Annotated in this window: 29 protein-coding genes; 22 read left to right on the forward strand and 7 right to left on the reverse strand. The window is 72.1% G+C overall.

Annotated elements, in window-relative coordinates:
- Positions 1–6: 6 nt before the first annotated feature.
- The 8 genes from map (at position 7) to truA (ending at position 5,301) form a co-directional block, all read left to right on the forward strand.
- Positions 7–843, forward strand: coding sequence for a type I methionyl aminopeptidase (map, locus tag AB0F77_RS09060; RefSeq protein WP_361944280.1), 837 nt, complete (start codon positions 7–9; stop codon positions 841–843).
- 151 nt (positions 844–994) lie between these two features.
- Positions 995–1,216 (forward strand): translation initiation factor IF-1, encoded by a 222-nt coding sequence (gene infA, locus AB0F77_RS09065; RefSeq protein ID WP_003948620.1) that lies wholly within the window; start codon positions 995–997, stop codon positions 1,214–1,216.
- Between the two features lie 64 nt (positions 1,217–1,280).
- Positions 1,281–1,394, forward strand: a complete 114-nt coding sequence (gene rpmJ / locus AB0F77_RS09070) for a 50S ribosomal protein L36 (RefSeq protein WP_003998809.1) — start codon at positions 1,281–1,283, stop codon at positions 1,392–1,394.
- Positions 1,395–1,584: 190 nt separating this feature from the next.
- Positions 1,585–1,965, forward strand: coding sequence for a 30S ribosomal protein S13 (gene rpsM / locus AB0F77_RS09075; RefSeq protein ID WP_020135802.1), 381 nt, complete (start codon positions 1,585–1,587; stop codon positions 1,963–1,965).
- Positions 1,966–2,030: 65 nt separating this feature from the next.
- Positions 2,031–2,435 carry a 30S ribosomal protein S11 gene (rpsK, locus tag AB0F77_RS09080; protein WP_003956432.1) on the forward strand — a complete coding sequence of 135 codons (405 nt, stop codon included), beginning with the start codon at positions 2,031–2,033 and terminating at the stop codon, positions 2,433–2,435.
- Between the two features lie 117 nt (positions 2,436–2,552).
- A complete protein-coding gene (locus AB0F77_RS09085) occupies positions 2,553–3,575 on the forward strand; it encodes a DNA-directed RNA polymerase subunit alpha (protein ID WP_003966937.1) in 1,023 nt (340 codons plus the stop codon).
- Positions 3,576–3,756: 181 nt separating this feature from the next.
- Entirely contained in the window at positions 3,757–4,287 is a 531-nt protein-coding gene (rplQ, locus tag AB0F77_RS09090) for a 50S ribosomal protein L17 (protein ID WP_361943832.1), read from the forward strand.
- Between the two features lie 144 nt (positions 4,288–4,431).
- Complete coding sequence (gene truA, locus AB0F77_RS09095; protein ID WP_361943835.1) at positions 4,432–5,301, forward strand: tRNA pseudouridine(38-40) synthase TruA; 870 nt, start codon at positions 4,432–4,434, stop codon at positions 5,299–5,301.
- Positions 5,302–5,344: 43 nt separating this feature from the next.
- On the opposite strand, the gene AB0F77_RS09100 is transcribed toward truA, so the two are convergent.
- Positions 5,345–6,232, reverse strand: a complete 888-nt coding sequence (locus AB0F77_RS09100; RefSeq protein ID WP_361943838.1) for a hypothetical protein — start codon at positions 6,230–6,232, stop codon at positions 5,345–5,347.
- 352 nt (positions 6,233–6,584) lie between these two features.
- Between AB0F77_RS09100 and rplM the strand changes: the two genes are divergently transcribed.
- From rplM to glmM, 3 genes are all read left to right on the forward strand, one after another.
- Positions 6,585–7,028 carry a 50S ribosomal protein L13 gene (gene rplM / locus AB0F77_RS09105; protein ID WP_361943840.1) on the forward strand — a complete coding sequence of 148 codons (444 nt, stop codon included), beginning with the start codon at positions 6,585–6,587 and terminating at the stop codon, positions 7,026–7,028.
- Positions 7,029–7,070: 42 nt separating this feature from the next.
- On the forward strand, positions 7,071–7,592 hold the full coding sequence (gene rpsI / locus AB0F77_RS09110; protein WP_361943843.1) for a 30S ribosomal protein S9: 522 nt from the start codon (positions 7,071–7,073) through the stop codon (positions 7,590–7,592).
- Between the two features lie 167 nt (positions 7,593–7,759).
- Positions 7,760–9,118, forward strand: coding sequence for a phosphoglucosamine mutase (gene glmM / locus AB0F77_RS09115; RefSeq protein ID WP_361943846.1), 1,359 nt, complete (start codon positions 7,760–7,762; stop codon positions 9,116–9,118).
- A gap of 128 nt (positions 9,119–9,246) precedes the next feature.
- Here the strand turns inward: glmM and coaA are convergent, their stop codons facing one another.
- Positions 9,247–10,215, reverse strand: a complete 969-nt coding sequence (gene coaA, locus AB0F77_RS09120) for a type I pantothenate kinase (protein WP_361943849.1) — start codon at positions 10,213–10,215, stop codon at positions 9,247–9,249.
- Positions 10,216–10,377: 162 nt separating this feature from the next.
- Here coaA and glmS point away from each other — a divergent pair, with 162 nt between their 5' ends.
- The 7 genes from glmS to AB0F77_RS09155 all read left to right on the forward strand — a co-directional run bounded on the left by glmS (position 10,378) and on the right by AB0F77_RS09155 (position 17,802).
- Positions 10,378–12,225, forward strand: a complete 1,848-nt coding sequence (glmS, locus tag AB0F77_RS09125; RefSeq protein WP_361943852.1) for a glutamine--fructose-6-phosphate transaminase (isomerizing) — start codon at positions 10,378–10,380, stop codon at positions 12,223–12,225.
- A 54-nt stretch (positions 12,226–12,279) separates the two neighbouring features.
- Positions 12,280–12,651 carry a holo-ACP synthase gene (locus AB0F77_RS09130; RefSeq protein ID WP_361943855.1) on the forward strand — a complete coding sequence of 124 codons (372 nt, stop codon included), beginning with the start codon at positions 12,280–12,282 and terminating at the stop codon, positions 12,649–12,651.
- A 16-nt stretch (positions 12,652–12,667) separates the two neighbouring features.
- Positions 12,668–14,107: an NAD(P)H-hydrate dehydratase gene (locus AB0F77_RS09135; RefSeq protein WP_361943858.1), complete on the forward strand. Its 1,440-nt coding sequence runs from the start codon at positions 12,668–12,670 to the stop codon at positions 14,105–14,107.
- A 261-nt stretch (positions 14,108–14,368) separates the two neighbouring features.
- Entirely contained in the window at positions 14,369–15,547 is a 1,179-nt protein-coding gene (gene alr / locus AB0F77_RS09140; RefSeq protein ID WP_361943861.1) for an alanine racemase, read from the forward strand.
- A gap of 138 nt (positions 15,548–15,685) precedes the next feature.
- Entirely contained in the window at positions 15,686–16,936 is a 1,251-nt protein-coding gene (locus AB0F77_RS09145) for an alpha/beta hydrolase (RefSeq protein WP_361943864.1), read from the forward strand.
- Entirely contained in the window at positions 16,902–17,447 is a 546-nt protein-coding gene (gene tsaE, locus AB0F77_RS09150; protein ID WP_361943867.1) for a tRNA (adenosine(37)-N6)-threonylcarbamoyltransferase complex ATPase subunit type 1 TsaE, read from the forward strand. Before AB0F77_RS09145 ends, tsaE begins: the two co-directional genes overlap by 35 nt.
- A gap of 160 nt (positions 17,448–17,607) precedes the next feature.
- A complete protein-coding gene (locus tag AB0F77_RS09155) occupies positions 17,608–17,802 on the forward strand; it encodes a hypothetical protein (protein WP_361943870.1) in 195 nt (64 codons plus the stop codon).
- Between the two features lie 35 nt (positions 17,803–17,837).
- Here the strand turns inward: AB0F77_RS09155 and AB0F77_RS09160 are convergent, their stop codons facing one another.
- Positions 17,838–18,395, reverse strand: coding sequence for a hypothetical protein (locus tag AB0F77_RS09160; RefSeq protein ID WP_361943873.1), 558 nt, complete (start codon positions 18,393–18,395; stop codon positions 17,838–17,840).
- A gap of 113 nt (positions 18,396–18,508) precedes the next feature.
- Here AB0F77_RS09160 and tsaB point away from each other — a divergent pair, with 113 nt between their 5' ends.
- Genes tsaB through AB0F77_RS09180 form a run of 4 tightly spaced genes read left to right on the forward strand, consistent with a single transcriptional unit; the run spans position 18,509 to position 21,006 of the window.
- Complete coding sequence (tsaB, locus tag AB0F77_RS09165) at positions 18,509–19,165, forward strand: tRNA (adenosine(37)-N6)-threonylcarbamoyltransferase complex dimerization subunit type 1 TsaB (protein WP_361943876.1); 657 nt, start codon at positions 18,509–18,511, stop codon at positions 19,163–19,165.
- Positions 19,162–19,668 carry a ribosomal protein S18-alanine N-acetyltransferase gene (gene rimI, locus AB0F77_RS09170; protein ID WP_361943879.1) on the forward strand — a complete coding sequence of 169 codons (507 nt, stop codon included), beginning with the start codon at positions 19,162–19,164 and terminating at the stop codon, positions 19,666–19,668. Before tsaB ends, rimI begins: the two co-directional genes overlap by 4 nt.
- Positions 19,661–20,752: a tRNA (adenosine(37)-N6)-threonylcarbamoyltransferase complex transferase subunit TsaD gene (gene tsaD / locus AB0F77_RS09175; RefSeq protein WP_361943882.1), complete on the forward strand. Its 1,092-nt coding sequence runs from the start codon at positions 19,661–19,663 to the stop codon at positions 20,750–20,752. Before rimI ends, tsaD begins: the two co-directional genes overlap by 8 nt.
- On the forward strand, positions 20,749–21,006 hold the full coding sequence (locus AB0F77_RS09180; protein ID WP_361943885.1) for a hypothetical protein: 258 nt from the start codon (positions 20,749–20,751) through the stop codon (positions 21,004–21,006). The genes tsaD and AB0F77_RS09180 overlap by 4 nt, the downstream gene beginning before the upstream one ends.
- A 21-nt stretch (positions 21,007–21,027) precedes the next feature.
- Here AB0F77_RS09180 and AB0F77_RS09185 read toward each other — a convergent pair whose 3' ends face one another.
- Genes AB0F77_RS09185 through AB0F77_RS09200 form a run of 4 tightly spaced genes read right to left on the reverse strand, consistent with a single transcriptional unit; the run spans position 21,028 to position 26,518 of the window.
- Positions 21,028–23,325 carry a glycoside hydrolase family 3 N-terminal domain-containing protein gene (locus AB0F77_RS09185; protein WP_361943888.1) on the reverse strand — a complete coding sequence of 766 codons (2,298 nt, stop codon included), beginning with the start codon at positions 23,323–23,325 and terminating at the stop codon, positions 21,028–21,030.
- 49 nt (positions 23,326–23,374) lie between these two features.
- On the reverse strand, positions 23,375–24,271 hold the full coding sequence (locus tag AB0F77_RS09190) for a carbohydrate ABC transporter permease (protein ID WP_361943891.1): 897 nt from the start codon (positions 24,269–24,271) through the stop codon (positions 23,375–23,377).
- Between the two features lie 4 nt (positions 24,272–24,275).
- Positions 24,276–25,190 carry a sugar ABC transporter permease gene (locus AB0F77_RS09195; RefSeq protein WP_361943894.1) on the reverse strand — a complete coding sequence of 305 codons (915 nt, stop codon included), beginning with the start codon at positions 25,188–25,190 and terminating at the stop codon, positions 24,276–24,278.
- Positions 25,187–26,518, reverse strand: coding sequence for an extracellular solute-binding protein (locus AB0F77_RS09200; protein WP_361943898.1), 1,332 nt, complete (start codon positions 26,516–26,518; stop codon positions 25,187–25,189). Before AB0F77_RS09200 ends, AB0F77_RS09195 begins: the two co-directional genes overlap by 4 nt.
- Positions 26,519–26,578 lie beyond the last annotated feature (60 nt).

The following is a 26,578-nucleotide window of genomic DNA, read 5'->3' on the forward strand; positions in this document are numbered from 1 at the left end:
CCACCCATGGTGCAGATCAAGACCCCGGAGCAGATCGCCAAGATGCGTGAGGCGGGGTTGGTCGTCGCCGCCATCCACGCGGCCACCCGGGAGGCCGCGGTGCCGGGCGCGTCGACACGGGATCTGGACCTGGTGGCCCGCAAGGTGCTCGCCGAGCACAACGCCAAGCCGAACTTCCTCGGGTACGGCGGCTTCCCGGCGACCATCTGCACCTCCGTCAACGACGTCGTGGTCCACGGCATCCCGTCGGACGAGGTCGTCCTCAAGGACGGCGACATCATCTCCATCGACTGCGGCGCCATCGTGGACGGCTGGCACGGGGACGCCGCGTTCACCGCGTTCGTGGGCTCGGGTCACGCTCCGGAGCTGATCGAGCTGTCGCGGGTGACCGAGGAGTCGATGTGGGCCGGGATCGCGGCCATGAAGCCGGGCAGCCGGCTCGTCGACGTCTCCCGGGCCGTCGAGACGTACATCCGCCGCCAGCCCAAGCCGGGCGGCGGCCGGTACGGGATCATCGAGGACTACGGCGGCCACGGCATCGGCACCGAGATGCACATGGACCCGCACCTGCTGAACTACGTCGACCGGCGTCGCGGCAAGGGCCCCAGGCTGGTGCCGGGCTTCTGCCTCGCGATCGAGCCGATGGTCTCCCTGGGCACCGCGAAGACCCAGGTCCTCGAGGACGAGTGGACGGTCATCACCACGGACGGCACCTGGTCCTCCCACTGGGAGCACTCGGTCGCCATCACCGAGGAGGGGCCCCTCGTGCTGACGGCCCCGGACTGCGGCCGGGCCAAGCTCGCCGAACTCGGCGTGACCGCGGCCCCCGATCCGCTGGATTGACGATCCGCGTGGTGGGGCAGACTCTCTCGATTCGTCTTTCCGGGTGCGCTGACGTAGACTGACTCGTCGGCTCTCGTGCACCCGCATGTCCGCATGCGCCCGCAAGGGACGCGTGGGAGTCGATCAAGGTAGTCGATTCGAAGGGCGAAGCGTGGCCAAGAAGCAAGGTGCCATCGAGATCGAGGGCACTGTCGTCGAGTCTCTTCCGAACGCCATGTTCAAGGTCGAGCTCCAGAACGGCCACCAGGTCCTGGCACACATCAGCGGCAAGATGCGCATGCACTACATCCGCATCCTCCCTGACGACCGGGTCGTGGTGGAGTTGTCTCCTTACGACCTGACGCGTGGCCGGATCGTCTACCGCTACAAGTAGATCTTGCCCAGACTCCGCGTCCGCGCGGGGTCGCCGGCAACTGACCCGGAGAACCTCACATCCCATGAAGGTCAAGCCGAGCGTCAAGAAGATCTGCGACAAGTGCAGGGTGATCCGCCGTCACGGCAGGGTCATGGTCATCTGCGAGAACCCGCGCCACAAGCAGCGCCAGGGCTGACGCACGACCGATCCCTCTGCACCCACCGCAGAGTTTCGCGCGACGCGAGCTGAATTTGTTCAGAGGCAGAACCCGAGCCGTCCGCGGCTCGACACCCCCGGTTCGGAGGCCGGGGACCCAGTTCGTACCTGGTACGGCGGCTGGGAGCCGGTTCTGCGGAAGACCTCCGAAGATCACCAGGAGCCATTGAATGGCACGCGTTTCCGGTGTTGACATCCCGCGCGAAAAGCGCGTGGAGGTCGCCCTCACCTATGTGTTCGGCATCGGCCGGACGCTCTCCCAGCAGACGCTGGCGGAGACCGGCATCGACCCGAACACCCGCGTCCGCGACCTGAGCGAAGAGCAGCTCGTCGCGATCCGCGAGTACGTCGACAACAACATCAAGACCGAGGGTGACCTCCGTCGCGAGATCCAGGCCGACATCCGCCGCAAGGTCGAGATCGGCTGCTACCAGGGTCTGCGCCACCGTCGTGGTCTGCCCGTCCGCGGTCAGCGCACCAGCACCAACGCCCGTACCCGCAAGGGCCCGCGTCGCGCCATCGCCGGCAAGAAGAAGCCGGGCAAGAAGTAGTCCGCAGCGGACCTCATTCCACGGTCTTCGCTGTAGGACCGACCACCTCCCGTAGGAGTTAGTAGATGCCCCCCAAGGGTCGTCAGGGCGCTGCCAAGAAGGTGCGCCGCAAGGAAAAGAAGAACGTCGCTCACGGCCACGCGCACATCAAGAGCACGTTCAACAACACGATCGTCTCCATCACGGACCCGTCGGGCAACGTGATCTCCTGGGCCTCCGCCGGCCACGTCGGCTTCAAGGGCTCCCGGAAGTCCACGCCGTTCGCCGCGCAGATGGCTGCCGAGTCGGCCGCCCGCCGCGCCCAGGAGCACGGCATGCGCAAGGTCGACGTGTTCGTGAAGGGCCCGGGTTCCGGTCGTGAGACCGCGATCCGTTCCCTCCAGGCCACGGGCCTCGAGGTCGGCTCCATCCAGGACGTCACCCCGACCCCGCACAATGGCTGCCGCCCGCCGAAGCGTCGCCGCGTCTGACGCACAGCGCTTTGTCGGTTCCGGGCGGTACGGCCTCCTCCAGGAGCCGTGCCGCCCGTACCCTTGAAGTACCTCAGGGCGTCAAATAGCGGGCGCCCCTGACTGAAGGATCCCAACATGCTGATCGCTCAGCGTCCCTCGTTGACCGAAGAGGTCGTCGACGAGTTCCGCTCCCGGTTCGTGATCGAGCCGCTGGAGCCGGGCTTCGGCTACACCCTCGGCAACTCCCTCCGCCGCACCCTCCTGTCGTCGATCCCCGGAGCCGCTGTCACCAGCATCCGTATTGACGGCGTCCTGCACGAGTTCACCACCGTGCCGGGTGTCAAGGAGGACGTCACCGACCTGATCCTCAACATCAAGCAGCTGGTCGTCTCCTCGGAGCACGACGAGCCGGTCGTGATGTACCTGCGCAAGCAGGGCCCGGGTCTGGTCACCGCCGCCGACATCGCGCCCCCGGCCGGTGTTGAGGTGCACAACCCCGACCTGGTCCTCGCCACGCTCAACGGCAAGGGCAAGCTGGAGATGGAGCTGACCGTCGAGCGCGGTCGCGGTTACGTCTCCGCCGTGCAGAACAAGCAGGTGGGCCAGGAGATCGGCCGTATCCCGGTCGACTCCATCTACTCGCCGGTGCTCAAGGTCACGTACAAGGTCGAGGCCACCCGTGTCGAGCAGCGCACCGACTTCGACAAGCTGATCGTCGACGTCGAGACCAAGCAGGCGATGCGTCCCCGTGACGCCATGGCCTCCGCGGGCAAGACCCTCGTCGAGCTGTTCGGTCTCGCCCGCGAGCTGAACATCGACGCCGAGGGCATCGACATGGGCCCGTCCCCCACGGACGCCGCCCTGGCCGCGGACCTCGCCCTGCCGATCGAGGAGCTGGAGCTCACCGTTCGGTCGTACAACTGCCTCAAGCGTGAGGGCATCCACTCCGTGGGTGAGCTGGTCGCGCGCTCCGAGGCCGACCTGCTGGACATCCGCAACTTCGGTGCGAAGTCCATCGACGAGGTCAAGGCGAAGCTGGCCGGCATGGGCCTGGCCCTGAAGGACAGCCCGCCCGGATTCGACCCGACGGCTGCGGCTGACGCGTTCGGGGCGGACGACGACGCGGACGCGGGCTTCGTCGAGACCGAGCAGTACTGAGGGCTCGGGCCGTCCGGTCCGTACCCGGGCGCGGGTGCGCTGTGCTTGATCGCGCAGTTCCCCGCGCCCCTTCCGGGAGCGCCCCTACGGGGCTGCTCCCGGATCTCCGACAGACGACCGTCTGCTCGGATACTGACTCCGGTACCTGATACGGCCGGGGCAGACACACAGGAGAAGAACCATGCCGAAGCCCACCAAGGGTGCCCGTCTGGGCGGCAGCGCCGCGCACGAGAAGCTGCTCCTCGCGAACCTCGCGAAGGCGCTGTTCGAGCACGGCCGCATCACCACCACCGAGGCGAAGGCCCGCCGTCTGCGGCCGTACGCCGAGCGTCTGGTCACCAAGGCGAAGAAGGGCGACCTTCACAACCGCCGTCAGGTGCTCCAGGTGATCACGGACAAGAGCATCGTCCACACGCTCTTCACCGAGATCGGCCCGCGGTACGAGAACCGTCCGGGTGGCTACACGCGCATCACCAAGATCGGCAACCGTCGTGGCGACAACGCGCCCATGGCCGTCATCGAGCTGGTCGAGGCGCTGACCGTCGCGCAGCAGGCCACCGGTGAGGCCGAGGCCGCGACGCGGCGTGCGGCGAAGGACACCGAGGCCGCGGTGGAGACTCCGGCCGAGGAGACCAAGGTCGACGTCACCAAGGACGCGGACGCCGAGGGCGCCGGGGCCGAGGGTGCTGCCGAGGAGTCGAAGGACGCGTAAGCGTTCCGCGGGGGACCGTTCCGTCGGCGGGCGCGGCTCCGTCGTGGCTCGTCGCGCAGTTCCCCGCGCCCCCTCGGGGGCGTTGGCGGGTCCGTTCCCTTTCCGGGGGCGGGCCCGCTTTTGTGTTGCTGAGAGGATCTGTGGGTGAGTGACGAAGTAGCACCCGGCCGCGTCCGGGTCCGCCTCGACCTGTCGTACGACGGCACCGGCTTCCACGGCTGGGCCAAGCAGGCCGGCGGGAAGCGGACCGTGCAGGCCGAGATCGAGGACGCGCTGCGCACGGTGACGCGGTCGCGGGAGACGACGTACGAGCTGACCGTGGCCGGGCGGACCGACGCCGGGGTGCACGCGCGCGGCCAGGTGGCCCACGTCGACCTGCCGGCGCAGCTGTGGGCGGAGCACCGGGAGAAGCTGCTCAAGCGGCTGGCCGGCCGGCTGCCGAAGGACGTGCGGATCTGGCGGCTGGGCGAGGCGCCGGAGGGCTTCGACGCCCGGTTCTCCGCGATCTGGCGGCGCTACGCCTACCGCGTAACGGATGACCCCGGCGGCGTCGACCCGCTGCTGCGCGGGCACGTCCTGTGGCACGACTGGCCACTCGACGTGGACGCCATGAACGCGGCGGCGCGCGGACTGCTGGGGGAGCACGACTTCGCCGCGTACTGCAAGCGGCGCGAGGGCGCGACCACGATCCGTACGCTCCAGGAGCTGAGTCTGGTGCGAGGCGACGACGGGATCGTCACCGCGACCGTGCGGGCGGACGCCTTCTGCCACAACATGGTGCGCTCGCTCATCGGGGCGCTGCTGTTCGTGGGGGACGGGCACCGCGGGCCGGACTGGCCGGCGAAGGTGCTCGCGGCCGGGGTGCGGGACTCGGCGGTGCACGTCGTACGGCCGCACGGCCTGACCCTGGAGGAGGTCGGCTACCCGGCCGACGCCCTCCTGGCGGCCCGCAACAGGGAGGCCCGCAACAAGCGCTCCCTGCCGGTCGCGGGACCGGCCGCGGGCTGCTGCTGACCGCTGCGGCGGGACCCCGGCGACGCCCGTTGCGCGGTCGGGGTCAGCCGCCCGCGGCGGCCGATGCCTGGGCCTCTCCGCGGCGGCGGATCTGGCGGAAGGCGAACTCGGCGAGGTCGTTGCCGGTGCTGAAGACCTGGGTGTCCTTGGTCGTGACGTCCTTGCCGTTCGTGAAGCCGGCGATGGTGAAGTAGGCGTAACGGCCGTAGGAGTTGGTGGTCGAGCGGCAGACCGCGGAGTCGCAGAAGGACTTGACGCCCTTGCCCGCGAGCGACGTCACGATGCTCTTCTTGTCGGCCTGGAGCTTGGCCTTGGTGGCGTCGGTGTCGGTGTCGAAGACGGCGACGCCGACGGTCACCGCGACCCCGTCCTTGAGGTAGCTGACGCGCATCAGCCGGGTGCACTTGTTGTCCGTGAGGACCTTCGGCAGCGAGCCCTGCGCGGCGGAGGCGCAGTCCTTGGTGTCCGCCGTCAGGCCCTTCTTGTAGACGGTGTCGCCCATGGTCAGCTGGGTGCCCGGGAAGAGCGTCTCGGCGCTGAGCGGCGCCGTGTCCTTCTGGGCGCTCGATATGAACTCCTTCGGGTCCAGCGGCGGCGGCGCACTGGTGGGCGCGAAGGACGGCAGGCCCAGGGAGTCGCTCGGCAGGGACGCGCTCGGCACCCCGCCGGCGCCGGACGCGTCGTTGTCGCCGTTGGCCGAGACCACGGCCATGGCGACGGCCGCGCCGATCGCCACCGTCGCGACCGCGCCGCCGCCGATGAACAGCAGCCGGCGCCGCTTGCTCCGCGTCTCCGACGCGTCGGCGAGCGCGGCCCAGTCCGGGGTCTGGCCCCCGCTCCCGCCGGTCCACGGGTCCTGCGGGGAGTTCGGTTGGGAGTTCGGTTTCCAGGGATCCCACTGGGACTGGGGTCCCCCCTGCCCATAGCTCATGGGCCGCATCTTAGACGGGCGACACGCGGTGGCGGTGCGCCTCTCGTCCCACGAATAGGGGCCTTATCGGGGCGGCCCGGCCCAATCCAGGCCGGTAGACTTTCGGTCACGAACAGGCGGGATTCCGCATCCAAGGGCTCGTTTTGACCTGCCCGCGGCGTGGCGGGTATCCTGCATCTTCGTTGTGTATTGGCTTGGCTCTTCTCACGGACCCGGCCCTTACACCGGTCCACCGGGCCGATGACCAGCGACCAGCACGCGGTTTGCGTCACCGCAGTGCGGTCAGGGCTGTCGTGATCGTCTTCGGTGACCTTGTCAGGACCATTCACTGAAGAAGCGAAGGCTACGAACCGTGCGTACGTACAGCCCCAAGCCCGGCGATGTGACGCGTCAGTGGCACGTCATCGACGCTCAGGACGTCGTCCTGGGCCGTCTCGCCACCACCGCAGCGAGCCTCCTCCGGGGCAAGCACAAGGCGATCTACGCCCCTCACGTCGACACCGGTGACTTCGTCGTCATCATCAACGCCGACAAGGTGCACCTCTCCGGCAACAAGCGGACCCAGAAGATGGCGTACCGCCACTCCGGCTACCCGGGCGGTCTGCGTTCCGTCCGCTACGACGAGCTGCTGGACAAGAACCCGGAGAAGGCCATCGAGAAGGCCGTCAAGGGCATGCTCCCCAAGAACTCCCTGGGCCGTCAGATGCTCTCGAAGCTGAAGGTCTACAAGGGTGACCAGCACCCGCACGGCGCCCAGCAGCCGGTGCCGTTCGAGATCACCCAGGTCGCGCAGTAAGTCCGGCCACCCCCTAAGACTGAAGAGAATCTGAGGAGAATCGTGGCCGAGACCACTGCCGAGCAGCCGCTCGAAGAGACCGAGCTCGTCGACATCGACAGCTACACCACCGAGTCCGAGGTCCCCGTCGAGGGTGAGTACACCTCGGAGTCGATGGCCTCCCGCTTCGGTGAGCCCCAGCCGGCCGCCGGCCTGGGTCGCCGCAAGAACGCCATCGCCCGTGTCCGGATCGTCCCGGGCACCGGCAAGTGGAAGATCAACGGTCGCACCCTCGAGGACTACTTCCCGAACAAGGTGCACCAGCAGGAAGTGAACGAGCCCTTCAAGGTGCTCGAGCTCGAAGGTCGTTACGACGTCGTCGCCCGCATCGCCGGTGGCGGTGTCTCCGGTCAGGCCGGTGCGCTCCGTCTCGGTGTCGCCCGCGCGCTGAACGAGGCGGACGTCGACAACAACCGCGGCGCCCTGAAGAAGGCCGGCTTCCTGCGCCGCGACGACCGTGCGGTCGAGCGCAAGAAGGCCGGTCTGAAGAAGGCCCGCAAGGCCCCGCAGTACAGCAAGCGTTAATCCGCAGCTGCCTGCACGTACTCCTAACGCCCCGGCGGCACGCCACAGTGCCGCCGGGGCGTTCGTTTATCACAGCGCCTGGGCGTATAACGACACAAGATGCTCTAAGTCTGGTGTGATCGCACGTTGAGGCGCCTGCCGCAACTGACGCTTCCTCAGGAGGACAAGTGGGACGACTCTTCGGCACGGACGGCGTGCGCGGTGTCGCCAACGCGGACCTGACGGCCGAGATGGCGCTCGCCCTCTCGGTCGCCGCGGCGCACGTACTGGCCGAGGCGGGCACCTTCGAGGGCCACAAGCCGACGGCGGTGGTCGGCCGCGACCCGCGCGCGTCCGGGGAGTTCCTGGAGGCCGCCGTGGTCGCGGGCCTCGCGAGCGCCGGTGTGGACGTGCTGCGCGTCGGTGTGCTGCCGACGCCCGCGGTGGCGTATCTGACGGGCGCGCTCGGCGCGGACCTCGGCGTGATGCTCTCCGCGAGCCACAACGCCATGCCCGACAACGGCATCAAGTTCTTCGCCCGCGGCGGTCACAAGCTCGCCGACGAGCTGGAGGACCGGATCGAGGCCGTCTACGAGTCGCACCGCCACGGTGAGCCCTGGGAGCGGCCCACCGGCGCGGGCGTGGGCCGGGTGCGGTCCTACGACGAGGGCTTCGACCAGTACGTCGGCCACCTCCTGGCCGTCGTGCCGGACCGGCTCGACGGACTGAAGATCGTCCTCGACGAGGCGCACGGCGCGGCCGCCGGGGTCTCGCCCGAGGCGTTCCGGCGGGCCGGCGCCCAGGTCGTCACCCTCGGGGCCGAGCCGGACGGGCTCAACATCAACGACGGCTGCGGCTCGACCCACCTCGACCTGCTGAAGGCCGCCGTCGTTGAGGACGGTGCCGACTTCGGCATCGCGCACGACGGCGACGCCGACCGCTGCCTCGCCGTGGACCACACCGGTGCCGAGGTGGACGGGGACCAGATCCTCGCCGTGCTCGCGCTGGCGATGCGGGAGCGTTCCGCACTGCGCTCCGACACCGTCGTCGCGACCGTGATGTCCAACCTGGGCTTCAAGCTGGCCATGGAGCGCGAGGGCGTCCACGTCGTGCAGACCGCGGTCGGCGACCGGTACGTGCTGGAGGAGATGAAGGAGCACGGGTACGCCCTCGGCGGCGAGCAGTCCGGGCACGTCATCGTGCTGGACCACGCCACCACCGGGGACGGCACCCTGACCGGGCTGATGCTGGCGGCCCGGGTCGCCGGGACGGGCCGTACGCTGCGGGACCTCGCGTCGGTCATGGAGCGGCTCCCGCAGGTGCTGATCAACGTGCCGGACGTCGACAAGTCGCGGGTGCGTACGTCCGCGGACCTCGCGGCGGCCGTCGGCGAGGCGGAGCGGGAGTTGGGGACGACGGGGAGGGTGTTGCTGCGGCCTTCCGGGACCGAGCCGTTGGTTCGGGTGATGGTCGAGGCGCAGGACATCGAGCAGGCGCGGACCGTCGCCGGGCGGCTGGCCGACGCGGTGAAGTCGGCGCTTGGGTAGTTGGCCGGGCCGGGTTGGGGGTGCGGGGTCTTGCCGGTTGCGGGGTGCGGGTTTCGCTGTGGCCGTTCGCGCAGTTCCCCGCGCCCCTTCGGGGCGCTGCCCTCGGGTCGGTGTCGAAGGGCGGCCTTCTACAGCTTGCGTAGTCTGAGGCGTTGGACCTTGTGGTCCGGGCCCTTGCGCAGGATCAGGGTGGCCCGGCTCCTGGTGGGGGCGATGTTCTCCACCAGGTTGGGGCGGTTGATCGTCTTCCAGAGCGTGCGGGCGTAGTCCACGGCCTCCTCCTCGGAGACCTGGGTGTACTTGCGGAAGTACGAGGACGGGTCCTGGAAGGCGGTCTGGCGCAGCTTCTTGAAGCGTTCCAGGTACCAGCGCTCGATGTCGTCGCCGTGCGCGTCGACGTACAGGCTGAAGTCGAAGTAGTCGGCGAGACCGACGCGGGTGCGGCCGTCCGTGCCGGGCAGGGCGGGCTGGAGGACGTTGAGGCCCTCGACGATCAGGATGTCGGGCCTGCGGACGGTGAGCTTCCCGCCGGGCACGATGTCGTAGATCAGGTGGGAGTAGACGGGGGCCGTCACCTCGTCCTTGCCGGCCTTGATGTCGGCGACGAAGCGGGTCAGGGCGCGGCGGTCGTACGACTCGGGGAAGCCCTTGCGCGACATCATGCCGCGGGCCTCCAGTTCGTGGGTGGGCAGCAGGAAGCCGTCGGTGGTGACGAGTTCCACGCGCGGGTGTTCGGGCCAGCGGGACAGCAGGGCCTGGAGGAGACGGGCGACGGTGGACTTGCCGACGGCGACGGAGCCGGCGACGCCGATGACGAAGGGGGTCCCGGACTGGGAGCCCTGTTCGCCGAGGAAGGTGTTCAGCGCGCTTCTGAGGCCGTCGGTGGCGCCGACGTAGAGGTTGAGGAGCCGGGAGAGCGGCAGATAGATGTCACGCACCTCGTCGAGGTCGATGACGTCGCCCAGACCGCGCAGCTTCTCGACCTCCTCGGCGGTGAGCGGCAGCGGCGTCTTGTCGCGCAGCGCGCTCCACTCGGCACGGGTGAGATCGACGTAGGGAGTCGCCTCCGGCCTGTGCCGGTGGGCGCTCCGGGGCATCGAGGAGACCGGAGAGATCACATTCCATTGTGAACGGAGTTCGAACACTCCGGAGGGTGTGCTCGGTCACGTCGGCCGTCCCCGTCCGGGGTTCGGTGGAATTTCCGAATTCGGGCACGCTGCGGGGGGTTTGTGGGGGAAAGGGACCGTAGGCTGCGGCGCATGTGCGGAATCGTGGGATACGTGGGATCGCAGTCTGCGCTCGACGTCGTCGTGGCCGGGCTGAAGCGGCTGGAGTACCGGGGGTACGACTCGGCGGGCGTCGCCGTGCCCGCGGACGGCGGGCTGGCCGCCGCCAAGAAGGCCGGGAAGCTGGTCAACCTGGAGAAGGAGCTGGTCGACCGGCCGCTGCCGGCCGGGACCACCGGCATCGGGCACACCCGGTGGGCCACGCACGGCGCCCCCACCGACGCCAACGCCCACCCCCATCTGGACAACGCGGGCCGGGTCGCCGTCGTGCACAACGGGATCATCGAGAACTTCGCCGCGCTGCGCACCGAACTCGCCGGGCGCGGGCACGAGTTGACCTCGGAGACCGACACCGAGGTGGTCGCGCACCTGCTGGCCGAGGAGTTCTCCGCGACCGCGGACCTCGCCGAGTCGATGCGGCTGGTGTGCCGGCGTCTTGAGGGCGCGTTCACCCTGGTCGCGGTGCACGCCGACGACCCGGACGTGGTGGTCGGCGCCCGCCGCAACTCCCCGCTCGTGGTGGGCGTCGGCGAGGGCGAGGCGTTCCTCGCCTCGGACGTCGCCGCGTTCATCGGGCACACCCGCTCCGCGATCGAGCTGGGCCAGGACCAGGTCGTGGAGCTGCGCCGCGACGGCGTCACGGTGACCGGCTTCGACGGTGCCCCGGCCGAGGTCCGCTCCTACCACGTCGACTGGGACGCCTCGGCCGCGGAGAAGGCCGGCTACGACTACTTCATGCTGAAGGAGATCGCCGAGCAGCCGAAGGCGGTCGCCGACACCCTGCTGGGCCGGGTCGACACGAACGGCTCGCTGACGCTGGACGAGGTCCGCATCGGCGCGGACGAACTGCGCGCGACCGACAAGGTCGTCATCGTCGCCTGCGGCACGGCCTTCCACGCCGGTCTGATCGCCAAGTACGCCATCGAGCACTGGGCCCGCATCCCCTGCGAGGTGGAGCTGGCCAGCGAGTTCCGCTACCGCGACCCCATCCTCGACACCCGCACCCTGGTCGTCGCCGTCTCCCAGTCCGGCGAGACCATGGACACCCTGATGGCCCTCAGGCACGCCCGTGAACAGGGCTCCAGGGTGCTGGCGATCTGCAACACCAACGGCTCCACCATCCCGCGCGAGTCCGACGCGGTGCTGTACACCCACGCGGGCCCGGAGGTCGCCGTCGCGTCGACCAAGGCGTTCCTGACGCAGCTCGTCGCCTGCTACCTGGTGGCGCTGTACCTGGCCCAGGTCCGCGGCACCAAGGGGGCCGACGAGATCGCCGCGGTCATCCGCGACCTCTCCCGCGTCCCCGGCGACATCGAGCGCGTCCTGGAGACCATGGAGCCGGTGCGGGCGCTCGCGCGCTCCCTCGCCGACAAGCGGACGGTGCTGTTCCTCGGCCGGCACGTGGGCCACCCGGTCGCCCTCGAAGGCGCGCTCAAGCTCAAGGAACTCGCCTACATGCACGCCGAGGGCTTCGCGGCGGGCGAGCTGAAGCACGGGCCGATCGCCCTCGTCGAGGAGGACCTGCCGGTCGTCGTGGTGGTCCCGTCCCCGCACGGTCCGTCCCTCCTCCACGACAAGATCGTCTCCAACATCCAGGAGATCCGGGCCCGCGGCGCGCGGACCGTGGTGATCGCGGAGGAGGGCGACGAGGCGGTGGTGCCGTACGCCGACCACCTGATCCGCGTCCCGGCCACGCCGGCGCTGCTGCAGCCGCTCGTGGCGACCGTGCCGTTGCAGGTCTTCGCGTGCGAACTGGCGACCGCGCGGGGCAACGAGGTGGACCAACCGCGCAACCTGGCCAAGTCGGTGACGGTCGAGTAGGGGACGCGGGGGAGCGGCCGGGGCCCGTGTCCCGGGCGCCGTAGGGTGCTCCCCATGAGCATCATCGGGGTCGGGATCGACGTGGCCGAGGTCGATCGCTTCCGGGCCTCCCTGGAACGCACCCCCGGGCTGGCCGACCGGCTGTTCCTCGCGAGCGAGCTGCTGCTGCCCAGCGGCGAGCGCCGCGGCATCGCCTCGCTCGCGGCCCGCTTCGCCGCCAAGGAGGCCCTCGCCAAGGCCCTCGGCGCCCCGCCCGGACTGCACTGGACCGACGCCGAGGTGTACGTCGAGGACTCCGGGCAGCCGCGGCTGCGGGTCACCGGGACGGTGGCCGCCCGCGCCGCCGAGCTCGGCGTGCGGTCCTGGCACGTGTCGCTCAGTCATGACGCCGGAGTGGCGTCGGCGGTGGTCGTCGCCGAGGGGTGACGGCAGACTCGCAGGTATGCGAACCGCGTACAGCGTCGAGACCGTCAGAAACGCCGAACGGGAGCTGATGGCACGGCTCCCGGACGGCGCCCTCATGCAGCGCGCCGCCGCCGGGCTGGCCGCCGCCTGCGCCGACCTGCTCGGGCGGGTGTACGGCAGCCGCGTCGTGCTGCTCGTCGGCAGCGGCGACAACGGGGGCGACACCCTCTACGCCGGCGCCCGGCTCGCCCGGCGCGGCGCCGGGGTCGGGGCCGTGCTGCTCGCGCCGGAGCGGACCCACCCGGGCGGGCTCGCCGCGCTGCGCCGGGCGGGTGGAACCGTCGTGGCGTCCGGCGCGGCCGAGGACGCCGTCGCGCGGGCCGACCTCGTCCTCGACGGGATCGTCGGGATCGGCGGCAGGGGCGGGCTGCGGGCGGACGCCGTGCCGCTCGCCGACGCCGCGCGCCGCTCCCGGGCCGCCGTGGTCGCCGTCGACCTGCCCAGCGGGGTCGAGGCGGACAGCGGGGAGGTGCTGGGGGCGGCCGTGCGGGCCGACCTCACCGTGACGTTCGGCACCCACAAGCCGGGGCTGCTCGTCGATCCGGCCCGCGAGCACGCCGGTTCCGTACGGCTCGTCGACATCGGGCTCGACCTGCCCGCCGTACCCGAACTGGAGGCGCTCCAGCACGCCGACGTGGCCGCGCTGCTGCCCGCGCCGGGGGCGGAGAGCGACAAGTACCGGCGCGGTGTCGTGGGTGTCGCCGCCGGGTCCGCGCGCTATCCCGGCGCGGCCGTGCTCGCCGTGTCGGGCGCGCTGCGCGGCGGCGCGGGGGCCGTGCGGTACGTCGGGCCCGCCGGGGACGCGGTGATCGCCCGCTTCCCGGAGACGCTGGTCTCCGACCGGGGGCCGCGCGGGGCGGGGCGGGTGCAGGCGTGGGTGACCGGGCCGGGGGCCGGTGACGACGCGGACACCGTCGCCGAGGTGGTCGCGGCGGACGTGCCGGTGCTGATCGACGCGGACGGGCTGCGGCTGGCCGGGCCGGAGGCCGTACGGGCCCGTACCGCGCCGACCCTGCTCACCCCGCACGCCGGGGAGGCCGCCGCGCTGCTCGGGGTGCGGCGCGAGGAGGTCGAGGGGGCGCGGCTCACCGCCGTGCGCGAACTCGCCGCGCGCTACCGGGCGACCGTCCTGCTCAAGGGCTCGACCACGCTGGTCGCCGATCCGGCGGGCGGGGCGGTGCGCGTCAACGCGACCGGCACGGCCTGGCTGGCCACGGCCGGCAGCGGGGACGTCCTGTCGGGCCTCGCGGGCTCCCTGCTGGCGTCGGGCCTGTCGGCGAAGGACGCGGGCAGCGCCGCCGCCTATCTGCACGGCCTCGCAGGCCGCTACGCGGCGGACGGTGCCCCCGCGGGCGCCCACGACGTCGCGGCCGCGATCCCGGAGGCGTGGCGCGACGTCCGCGAACCGACGGCCTGAGCGGGACGGCCCGCCCGGCCGGCGCGACGGCCTCCGCCGGTGACCGGCACGGGCCCCGGAGCCGCGCCCGCGACCGGCCGGCCGCCCCTGGCCGCACCGCGGTCCTGTCCCCGGGGGCGACCGCGGTGCGCCGGGGCGTGCGGGGAGGCGCGGCGCGCCCGGGGCCGGCGTCGCCCCGGACCGGCCGCAGGGGTCGTCACGTCGTGCGTGGCGGGGATGTCGGACGGGGGCCGCGGGCGGCTCTGAGAGACTGGGGGCGCGATGAGTACGACAGCACATGCGGTGAGCGCGCCCCTGCGGGCCCGCGCCGAGATCGACCTGGCCGCCCTGCGGGCCAACGTCCGTGCCCTGCGTGCCCTCGCGCCGGGCGCGGCCCTGATGGCCGTGGTGAAGTCCGACGCGTACGGCCACGGGGCGGTTCCGTGTGCCCGCGCGGCCGTACGGGCGGGGGCGACCTGGCTCGGCACGGCCACGCCCGAGGAGGCCCTGGCGCTGCGCGCGGCCGGGCTGCCGGGGCGCATCATGTGCTGGCTGTGGACCCCCGGGGGCCCCTGGCGGGAGGCCGTCGAGGCCGACATCGACGTCTCGGTCGGCGGTGTGTGGGCGCTGGACGAGGTGATCGCGGCGGTCCGCGCGGCGGGCCGCCCCGCGCGTGTGCAGCTCAAGGCCGACACCGGTCTGGGCCGGGGCGGCTGCCAGCCGGGCGAGGACTGGGCCGAACTGGTCGACGCCGCCCTGCGCGCCGAGGCCGAGGGCCTGCTGCGAGTCACCGGCCTGTGGTCGCACTTCGCCTGCGCCGACGAGCCGGGCCACCCCTCCATCGCCCTCCAGCTCACCCGCTTCCGGGAGATGACGGCGTACGCCGAACAGCGAGGGGTGCGCCCCGAGGTGCGGCACATCGCCAACTCGCCCGCCACGCTCACCCTGCCGCAGAGCCACTTCGACCTCGTCCGCACGGGCTGCGCGGTGTACGGCCTGTCGCCGAGCCCCGAGGTCGGCGTCCCGGCCGACTTCGGACTGCGCCCGGTGATGACGCTGTCCGCCTCCCTCGCCCTGGTCAAGCACGTCCCGGGCGGACACGGCGTCAGTTACGGCCACCACTACGTCACTCCGGGCACCACCACCCTCGGCCTGGTGCCCGTCGGCTACGCGGACGGCGTCCCCCGGCACGCCTCCGGCACCGGCCCCGTCCTGATCGGCGGCAAGTGGCGCACGATCGCCGGCCGCGTCGCGATGGACCAGTTCGTCGTAGACCTCGGCGGCGACGAGCCCGAAGTCGGCTCGGAGGCCGTCCTGTTCGGCCCCGGCGACCGCGGCGAGCCCACCGCCGAGGACTGGGCGCAGGCCGCGGGCACGATCGGGTACGAGATCGTCACCCGCATCGGATCCCGGGTGCCCCGCGTCCATCTGAACGGGGAGGACGACGCGCAGGACGGGTAAGCCCTACAGGGACCGTCCGCCGTACGACCCGGGTGGCACCCGCCCCCGCCGGTGTCCCGGCGGTCGTGTCGGCCGTGCGGCGAACTGCAGTACGGCGAACACGGTGATCGACGTGAACACGGTGAAGAGGAGCGGTACGTGAGCGAGAGCAGTGCGGAGGCGGTCGCGGACGCCGCCGCGGCGGTCGTCGCCTCCGCCGTGGCGGCGTCCGGCAGCTGGCGCCGGGCGACCGGCTTCGCCGGCGCGGCCATAGGGGTGCTCGCCGCGGGCGCGGCCGCCGGCGTGGCGATAGAGCGGATGACCGTCGGCCGGGGCATGCGCCGCCGGGCCCGGCTGGCGCTGGACTCGACCGGCCCTTACGGCGCCCTGCGCGGCACCCCCGGCAAGGCGTACTCCGACGACGGCACCGAGCTGTACTACGAGGTCGACGACGTCGAGCCCGAGGGCGGCCCGGCGCCGCGCAGGCGCCGGCTGTTCGGCCGCAAGGCGCCCGTGCCGGTCACCGTGGTCTTCAGCCACGGCTACTGCCTCAACCAGGACTCCTGGCACTTCCAGCGGGCGGCGCTGCGCGGTGTCGTGCGCACCGTGCACTGGGACCAGCGCAGCCACGGGCGGTCCGGGCGGGGCGTGGCCCAGCACGGCGACGGCGTGCCGCTCACCATCGACCAGCTCGGCCGCGATCTGAAGGCCGTGCTGGACGCGGCCGTGCCGGAGGGGCCGATCGTGCTGGTCGGTCACTCGATGGGCGGGATGACAGTGATGGCGCTGGCCGCCCAGTACCCGGAGCTGATCCGCGACCGGGTGGTGGCCACCGCCCTGGTGGGGACCTCGTCCGGGCGGCTCGGCGAGGTCAGCTTCGGTCTGCCGGTCGCCGGGGTCAACGCGGTGCGCCGGGTGCTGCCCGGGGTGCTCAAGGCGCTGGGGCAGCAGGCGGCACTGGTGGAGAAGGGGCGCCGGGCCACCGCCGATCTGTTCGCCGGGGTCGTCAAGCGGTACTCGTTCGCGTCGCGGGACGTCGATCCGGCCGTGGTGCGGTTCGCGGAGCGGATGATCGAGTCCACGCCGATCGACGTGGTCGCCGAGTTCTACCCGGCCTTCACCGACCACGACAAGACCGAGGCGCTCGTCCAGTTCGCCGACATGCCGGTCCTGGTGCTGGCCGGCGTCCAGGACCTGGTGACGCCGAGCGAGCACAGCGAGGCCATCGCCGGCCTGCTGCCGGACGCCGAACTGGTGCTGGTGCCGGACGCCGGGCACCTGGTCATGCTGGAACATCCCGAGGTGGTCACGGACCGGCTCGCCGACCTGCTCACCCGCGCGGGAGCCGTCCCGGCAGGGGCTACGGTAAGTGGCTATGGAAGCACCAGCGGCGCCGCACGACCCGGTTGAGACCCACCTGACCATCACGTCCCCCGAGCGGATGCGGGAGTTGGGCCGCACGCTCGCGGGGCTCCTGCGCGCGGGCGACCTGGTGATGCTCAGCGGTGAGCTGGGCGCGGGCAAGACGACGCTCACCCGGGGGCTCGGCGAGGGGCTCGGGGTGCGTGGGGCGGTCACCTCGCCGACCTTCGTGATCGCCCGGGTGCACCCGTCGCTGGGCGACGGCCCGCCGCTGGTCCACGTGGACGCGTACCGGCTGGGCGGCGGTCTGGACGAGATGGAGGATCTCGACCTGGACGTCTCGCTGCCCGACTCGGTGGTCGTCGTGGAGTGGGGCGAGGGCAAGGTCGAGGAGCTGACGGACGACCGGTTGCAGGTGGTGATCCACCGTACGGTCGGCACCGTGGCCTCCCGGGGGGCGGACCCCGGGCCCGCGGGCGCGGACGAGGTGCGGCACGTGACGCTCACCGGCCTCGGCCGGCGCTGGGCGGACGCGGACCTCGGCTCGCTCGGCGCCTGAGCCGGGCGGATCGCGGGGAGGACCGGGGAAGGTTCCGACAAGCCGTCGGCAAGATATTGCGCGGGACGCGTCCGGCGTGGTCACATGGTAGCCAGTTCGAGGTTAGGTCTGCCTAACCGGCCAGGCCCGGCCGCCCGCCCCCGCTCGTCAGGAGGCGCCCATGTCCGCCCCTCAGCCCCCGGTCCGGCCCCTGCCGCGCCCCACCGGCGTCTCCATGCGGGAACTGCTGGCCTCCTGCGCCGCCGCGGCCGTGGTCTCCCGGCCGCCGCGGGACCCCGGACCCGTCGCGCCCCGGCCGGCGGACGGCCACGACCGCCACGGCGGTGCCCGTCCGGAGGCCGCGGAGGCCGCCTAGGCGGTGGGCCCGGACACCCGGCCGGCGGGGAGCCGTCAGCGGATCACGACGATGCGTACGCCGATCGTGGCGAACTGCCACATCGCGTCGCCGTCCGGACGGGTCTCGCGGATCGCGCCCGACCGCGCCGTCGGATCGGGCGCAGGGGCCGAGTTCTTCAGGGCCGCGCTGAAGCCGACCACCGTGCTGCCCACGCTCGTGAAGCGCACGACGTGCTCGACGGGGCGCCCGTCCGTGCCGGTGATCGCGTTCGAGCGGGACGTCACCACGTACGAGCCCGGCCGGGGGTCCACGGTGCCCGGGGTCACCTCGAAGGTCCGCCGCACCCGGTTGCCCGCGTCGACCAGCCAGACCCGGTCGTCGTCCACCGAGTAGACGACCCGCTCGCCCGTGCCGGAGCCGGAGGGCAGTGCCGTGGGCCGGTTCGGGTCGCGGGGGGCCTTGGCCGCGGCGAGCGTCGGGGAGGCGCCCGCGCCGGGCCTGCCGCCGAGGCCCGGCGGGACGGTCGCCGACGCCTGGAGGGCGAGGACGCCGACCGTCACGACGGCCGCGCCGGCGAGCCCGGCCACGATTCCCGCGCTGGTGCCTGACACCTGTGCCCGCCTCCGCCCTGGGTGATATGTCGCACTTCGCACAGACCGTAGCAGCCTGTGACGGTCCGACCGGGACGGGCGTGCTCAGCGCGCGGGAGCCGTAGGCTGTTCGCGTGCTCTTGCTCGCTCTGGATACCGCCACCCCCGCCGTCACCGTCGCGCTCCACGACGGCACGGCCGTCCTCGCCTCGTCCAGCCAGGTCGACGCGCGCCGGCACGGTGAGCTGCTGCTGCCCGCCGTCGACCGCGTGCTGGCCGAGGCGGAACTGAGACTCGACGCCGTCACCGCCGTCGTCGTCGGCACCGGGCCCGGCCCCTACACCGGGCTGCGCGTCGGCCTGATGACCGCCGACACCTTCGGGCTCGCGCTCGGCGTCCCCGTGTACGGCGTGTGCACGCTCGACGGACTCGCGTACGCGGCCGACATCGAGAAGGGCCCCTTCGTCGTGGCGACCGACGCCCGGCGCAAGGAGGTCTACTGGGCGACGTACGCCGATTCACGCACCCGGGTGACGGAGCCGGCCGTCGACCGGCCCGCCGACATCGCCGAGCGGGTCGCGGGCCTGCCCGCCGTCGGCGCGGGCGCGCTGCTCTACCCCGAGACCTTCCCGCAGGCCCACGAGCCCGAGCACGTCTCCGCCGCGGCCCTCGCCTCCCTGGCCGCCGAGCGGCTGGCCGCGGGGGAGGAGCCGCCCGCGCCCCGGCCGCTGTATCTGCGCAGGCCCGACGCGCAGGTGCCGAAGAACTACAAGGTGGTCACGCCCAAGTGACCGAACCCGTGAAGCCCGCGCTGCGCGAGATGCGCTGGTGGGACATCGACGCGGTCCTCGGACTCGAGAAGGACCTCTTCCCCGAGGACGCCTGGTCCCGGGGCATGTTCTGGTCGGAGCTGGCCCACGCCCGCGGCGGCGAGGCGACCCGGCGCTACGTCGTGGCCGTCCTCGGCGGCCGGCTCGTCGGGTACGCCGGACTGGCCGCCCAGGGCGAGCTGGGCGACATCCAGACCATCGCCGTCGCCCGCGACCACTGGAGCACCGGCCTCGGCGCGCTGCTGCTCACCGAACTGCTGCGGGCCGCCACCGAGTTCGAGTGCGCCGAGGTGATGCTCGAATGCCGCGTGGACAACGTCCGCGCGCAGAAGCTCTACGAGCGCTTCGGGTTCGAGCCCATCGGTTTCAGACGCGGCTACTACCAGCCGGGGAACGTGGACGCCCTGGTGATGCGACTGACCGACCCCTCCACGTCCGTACAAGGAACCGAGATCAATGGCTGACGAACCCCTGGTCCTGGGGATCGAGACCTCCTGCGACGAGACCGGCGTGGGCATCGTCCGCGGCACCACCCTGCTCGCGGACGCCGTCGCCTCCAGCGTCGACGAACACGCGCGCTTCGGCGGCGTCGTGCCCGAGGTGGCGTCCCGCGCCCATCTGGAGGCGATGGTCCCGACGATCCACCGCGCGTTGAAGGACGCGGGGGTGAGCGCCCGGGACCTGGACGGCGTCGCCGTGACGGCGGGCCCCGGCCTCGCGGGCGCCCTGCTGGTCGGTGTGTCCGCGGCGAAGGCGTACGCCTACGCGCTCGGCAAGCCCCTCTACGGCGTCAACCACCTGGCCTCCCACATCTGCGTGGACCAGCTGGAGCACGGGCCGCTGCCCGAGCCGACGATGGCGCTGCTGGTCAGCGGCGGTCACTCGTCGCTGCTGCTGTCGACGGACATCACCTCCGACGTGCGGCCCATGGGCGCGACGATCGACGACGCGGCCGGGGAGGCGTTCGACAAGATCGCCCGGGTGCTGAACCTCGGGTTCCCCGGCGGCCCGGTCATCGACCGCTACGCGCGCGAGGGCGACCCCGGCGCGATCGTGTTCCCGCGCGGTCTGACCGGCCCGCGCGATCCGGTGTACGACTTCTCGTTCTCGGGGCTGAAGACGGCCGTGGCCCGCTGGATCGAGGCGAAGCGCGCCGCGGGCGAGGAGGTGCCGGTGCGGGACGTCGCCGCCTCCTTCCAGGAGGCCGTGGTGGACGTCCTCACCCGCAAGGCCGTACGGGCCTGCAAGGACGAGGGCGTCGACCACCTGATGATCGGCGGCGGGGTCGCGGCCAACTCCCGGCTGCGGGCCCTGGCGCAGGAGCGGTGCGAGGCGGCGGGCATCCGGCTGCGGGTGCCGCGGCCCAAGCTGTGCACGGACAACGGGGCGATGGTGGCGGCGCTCGGCGCGGAGATGGTGGCGCGGGGCCGTGCCGCCTCCGACTGGGACCTGTCCGCGGACTCCTCGCTCCCGGTGACGGACCCGCACGTGCCGGGCCGCGCCCACGAGCACGCGCACGAGACGGGCAAGGAGAACCTGTACTCATGACGGTCACCCTGATGTGGGAGGCGAGGGCGGCGGAGGGCCGCGGCGACGACCTGCTCGCCTGGGCACGCGAGCAGCCCCTCGCCGAGCGGCCGCCGCGCCGCGAGACCTTCCGGGCCCCGCAGGACCGCGTCCTGGTCCTCACCTGGTGGGACGCCCCCTACGACGCGTCCCTCCCCGAACTGCCCGAGCCGCCCGGGGAGTTGAGCAGCCGCCCGGTCCACCGCTGGCGCTTCGAGTCGGCCGGGCTCGACTGAGCCGGGCCCGGCCCCCCTCGGTCAGTCCACCGCGCTCTCGCAGCGCAGCCGCCGGTCCGCGCCCACGTACCGCCGCTCGCCCGTGAGGGTGAGGCGGGTCGTGTGGCGGACGTCCGCGGCGGAGGCCGCGAGGCGCAGCTCCAGGGCGCCCGGTTCCACGGTCCTGCGGCCGTCGCGGTCCGTGAACGACGAGAGGTCCGGGTGGAAGCGGAACGTGATCCGCCGGGACTCGCCCGGGGCCAGTTCCACCCGCCGGTAGCCGATCAGCCGGACGTCCGGGCGGGTTACCGACGCCACCGGGTCGTGCAGGTAGAGCTGCACGACCTCGGCGCCCGCGCGCCCGCCCGTGTTGCGGACGCGCACCGAGACGTCGTACTCCTCGTCGGTCGTGATCTCCGCGTCCGGGCCCTCGGCGCCCTCCCACGCGAACGTCGTGTAGGAGCGGCCGTGCCCGAAGGGGTACAGCGGGGTCGGGTCCAGGTTGCTGACCTCGCCGGCCAGCCCCAGCGGCGGCTGGAGATAGGTCCAGGGCTGGCCGCCCGGGGAGCGCGGCACACCCACCGGGAGGCGGCCGGAGGGGTTCACCCGGCCGGACAGCACGCCCGCCACCGCGGGACCGCCCTCCGCGCCCGGGAAGAACGTCTGGACCACACCGGCGAGCCGGCCCTGCCAGCGGCCCAGCGCGTACGGCCGCCCGGTGAGCAGCACCAGCACCACCGGCACCCCGCTGTCCACCAGCGCGTCGAGCAGATCGGCCTGCACACCCGGCAGGTGCAGCGTCTCCGCGTCGCAGCCCTCGCCCGAGGTGCCCCGGCCGAACAGCCCGGCCCGGTCGCCGAGCACGGCCACGCACACATCGGCCTCCGCCGCGCGTGCCACCGCCTCCGCGAAACCGGCGGTGTCCGGCTCGGACACCCCGCAGCCCTCCGCGAACGTGACCTTCGCGTCCGGGAGTTCGGCCCGTACGGCGTCCAGGACGGTCGGGATGTCGATGCCCAGGGGCACGTCCGGGTGGTGCGTGAGGACGTGCGAGGGGAAGGAGTAGCAGCCCAGCATGGCCAGTTCGTCCGCGGCGCGCGGTCCGACGACCGCGATCCGGGTGTCGGGCGCCAGCGGCAGCAGGCCGTCCGGGTTGTCCAGCAGCACCACGGACTCCTCGGCGAGCCGGCGGGCCAGCGCCCGGTTGCCGGGGGAGTCCAGGTCGACCGTGCCGTCCGTCTCCGGCCGCCAGTCCTCGTCCAGCAGGCCCAGTTCGCACTTCTGGAGCAGCACCCGGCGGGCGGCCCGGTCGACCAGCGCCTCCGGGACGGCGCCCTCGCGCACGGCGGCCACCAGCGGCTTGCCGTAGCACTTCAGGGTGGGCAGTTCGACGTCGATGCCGGCCTCCAGCGCCACCCGGGCCGCCTCGGCCGGGCTGCCGGCCACCCGGTGCAGCGTCTCCAGGAAGCCGATGCCGAAGTAGTCGGCGACGACCGTGCCGGTGAACCCCCACGTGTCGCGCAGCAGGTCGGTCAGCAGCCGGGAGTCCGCCGACGCCGGCACGCCGTCCGTCTCGTTGTACGCCGCCATCACCGAGCGGGCGCCGCCCTCGCGCAGCGCCATCTCGAAGGGCGGCAGGGTCACGTCCGCGAACTCGCGCACGCCCGCGCGCACCGGCGCCAGATTGCGCGCGCCCGCCGAGGCCGCGTACCCGGCGAAGTGCTTGAGCGTGGCGACGACCCCGGCCGACTCCAGGCCCCGCACATAGGCCGAGCCGATCGTGCCGACCAGGTAAGGGTCCTCGCCGATCGTCTCCTCCACCCGGCCCCAGCGCAGATCGCGGACCACGTCGAGGACGGGTGCGAGGCCCTGGTGCACGCCGACCGAGCGCAGGTCGTGGCCGATGCGCCCGCCGAGCTCCTCGACCAGGCCGGGGTCGAAGGTCGCGCCCCAGGCCAGCGGCACCGGGTACGCCGTCGCCCGCCACGCGGTGAACCCGGCGAGGCACTCCTCGTGGGCCACCGCGGGGATGCCGAAGCGGCCGGCGTCGGCGATCCGGCGCTGGGCGCGGGCCAGCGCCCGCGCGCCGACCTCCGGATCCACGGGGGCCGTGCCGAAGGAGCGGGTCAGCTGGCCGAGGCCCAGCGTGATCAGCTCGTCCCAGTCGTAGTCGGAGGTCATCTCGCGCTGGAGGGGCGCGACCCCGTCGCCGTCCGTCGCGGCGCCCACCCACACGCCGTACAGCTGGGCGGTCTTCTCCTCCAGGGTCATCCGGGACAGCAGGTCGTCGACGCGGGCGGCGGCGGGCAGGGAGGGGTCGCGCCAGGGGGCGGTGGTCATGAAACTCCTGTCGGGGAAAGGGGGGTGCGCTGCCCCGGGTCGTTCGCGCTCACTTGCCGCCCACGCCCATCAGGCCGCCCACCAGCGCGCGGCGGGCCACCAGGTACACCACGAAGATGGGGATGCCGGACAGGACGACGGAGGCGAGCAGGGCGGGGATGTTCACGCCGAACTGGCTCACGTAGTTGAACAGGCCGAGGGTCAGCACGCGCGGTCCGTCGGACTGGGTGAAGATCAGCGGGAAGAGGAGGCCGTTCCAGGCCTGGAGCGCCGAGTAGACGACGACGGTGCTGATGCCGCCCTTGGACATGGGGATGACCAGCTGGAACAGCATCCGGGTGGGCGAGGCGCCGTCCAGGGCCATCGCCTCGTACACCTCCTCCGAGATGTCCCGGAGGGTGCCGGTGAGGATCAGGATGGCGACCGGCATCGCGAAGGCGGCCGTCGGCAGGACGATCGCGAGCAGGCTGTCGTACAGGTTCAGCTTGGAGATCATCAGGTAGAGCGGTACGACGACCGCCTGCGCCGGGATGGCCACGCCGAGCAGGAACAGCCGGAACGCCGCGCCGGACCAGAAGCTCCGGGTGCGGACGGCGACGTAGGCGAGCGGCACGCACAGCGCGAGGACGATCACCACGACCGCCGCGGCCACGACCGCCGTGTTCCACAGGTAGTGGCCGAAGCCGTTGTGCAGGACGGTGTCGTAGTTGTCCAGCGTCGGACGGCTCGGCGGCTTGAGGGCGTTGTTGCCGAGCGCCTCGTCCTGGCCGGTGAGGGAGGCCGAGATCATCGCGTAGATCGGGACGATCACGACGACCAGCCAGATCAGCGAACCGAGGCCGGCCAGCGGGTTGGCCCGTCGTGTCCAGTGCCTGCGGCGGCCCGCGGGCCGGGGCGCGGGCGCCTCGGCGGTCTGCACGGGACGGGGCAGCGTGTCGTGCGACACTTCGTCACATTCCTTCCCGGGTGCTGCGCATCGCGCCGAAGCCGGACAGCCTCACCATCAGCAGGGACAGCGCGGTCGCGGCCACCACGAGGAAGGAGGCGATGGCGCTCGCGTAGCCGAAGTCGTAGCTCTTGAAGCCGGCCTCGTACATCAGGTACGGCAGGATCGCCGTGTCGGTGCCGGGGCCGCCCTGGGTCAGGATCAGGACGGTCTCGAAGTAGGTGAGCGAGCCGACGATCATCAGCACGCCCGAGGTGGTCGCGGTGTTGCGCAACTGGGGCAGCGTGATCGAGAAGAACTGGCGGTAGCGGCCCGCGCCGTCGATCGCCGCCGCCTGGTAGAGAACCTCGGGGATCTGCCGCGCCCCGCCCTGGTAGATCAGGGTGTGGAAGGGGATGAACTGCCAGCCGCCGACGAACACGATCGCGAGGAAGGCCCCGTCGGTCGAGCCGAGGGTGTCGCCGCGGACGATGCCGAAGTTCGGGTCGAGCAGGGCGTAGAACAGCAGCGAGATCGCCGTCGAGGACAGCAGGAACGGCACGAAGAAGACCGCCGACAGGACCGCCCGGTTGCGCTGCCGGCCCGCCGCCCAGACGCCGAGCAGCAGCGAGACGACCGTCTGGAAGGCCCAGCTGACGACGGTCAGCAGGACGGTGACCGTGAGGGACTGGGTGAGCCGGTCGTCGCCGAGCAGCTTGCGCCAGTTGGCGAGGCCCACCGGCTTGGGGTCGCCCAGGCCGTTCCACTCGGTGAAGGACAGGTAGAACGCCAGCGCCATGGGGGCGACGGCGAAGAACGCGAAGAACAGGACGCCGGGCAGGGCCCAGACGGCGTGCGGGCGGCCCGCCCGGACGCCCGAACCGCCGCGCGGGCGGCCCGCGCCGGTGCGCGGGCCGCCCTTCGCCGCGGTGCCGCTCATTTCAGCCCCTTGAGGGCGGACACGAACCGAGCGGGCGAGGACTTGCCCACGAACAGCTTGTTGACCTCGGTCAGCATCGGCGTCGACACGTTCGGGTCGACCGCCTGGTCCCAGCTGAGGGTGAACGCCGGTGCCTGCTGCACCATCTGGTACTGGAACTTGGCGAACTCCGGGTTGGGCGAGGCGTCGAGCAGCTTCTCGGCGTTGGTCGTGGTCGGGATGTCGCCGTTGGCCACCAGGTCCTTGGCGTACTGCTCGGAGGCGCAGTCGCGCAGGAAGGCGAGCGCGGCGTCCTTGTTGGACGTACGGGCGTTCACGGACCAGTAGTTGGTGGGGTTGCCGACGACGTTGCGTATGTCGCCCGCGCCGCCCTCGACGGTGGGGAAGGCGATCCAGCCGAGGTCCTTCCTGGCGAACTCCGGGAACTTGCCGAGCTGCGTGGAGTACTCCCACGAGCCCATGAGGTGCATCGCGGCCTTGCCCTTGGCGAACACGGCCGGGGCGCCGCCGTTGGTGTAGGCGACCGAGCTGTAGCCCTTGCCGAAGGCGCCGTCGTCGATGAGCTGCTTGACCGTCTCGGCGGCCTTGAGGACGGCCGGGTCGCCCCAGCCCGAGGCGTCGCCGTTCTTGATGCGGTCGAACACCTTGGGGCCGCCGATGCGGTCGACCAGGTACTCCAGCCACATCAGTTCGGGCCAGATGTCCGCGCCGCCGAGCGCGAACGGGGTGATGCCGGCCTTCTTCAGCTTGGTGTTGTTGTCGAGCAACTGGTCCCAGGTGGTGGGCGGCTGGAGCTTGTGCTCGGCGAACAGCGCCTTGTTGTAGAAGAGGATCACGGGCTGCATGCCGCGCATCGGGACGCCGTAGAGGTGACCGCCGAGGCCGCCCGCCTCGATGACCGAGGGCAGGAACCCGTCCTTCAGGACCGGGTCGGACTTGATGGTGTCGGTCAGGTCGACCAGCTGGCCGGCGTCCTTGTACGCCTTGATCGAGCCGCCGCCCCAGTTGAAGAACACGTCGGGCGCGTTGGGCGAGCCCATCGCCGTGCGCAGCTTCGCCGGGTACTCGGCGCCTGGCACCTTCTCCAGCTTGAGGCTGCCCTTGGCCTTCTTGGCTGCGGCCGACTTGTTGAACCGGTCGATGGCGGCGACCTGGATCTTGGCCGCGTCGTCGCCGTACACGAACGCGGTGAGCGTGCCACCGCCGCCGCCGGAACCCCCGGAGGAGCCGCAGGCCGAGAGTCCGGCGGTGAGAAGAGTGGTGGCACCGGCGCCGAGCACCCAGCGCCTGCTGAACGTACGCCCGCCGTTGGACGTGGTGGACTCCATGACCGTGGCCTCTCGCGAATGTTTCGGCTGGCATTTCGAATGTTCCGGGAACGTATGGCG

Source organism: Streptomyces sp. NPDC026672 (assembly GCF_040638185.1).
Lineage (GTDB): Bacteria > Actinomycetota > Actinomycetes > Streptomycetales > Streptomycetaceae > Streptomyces.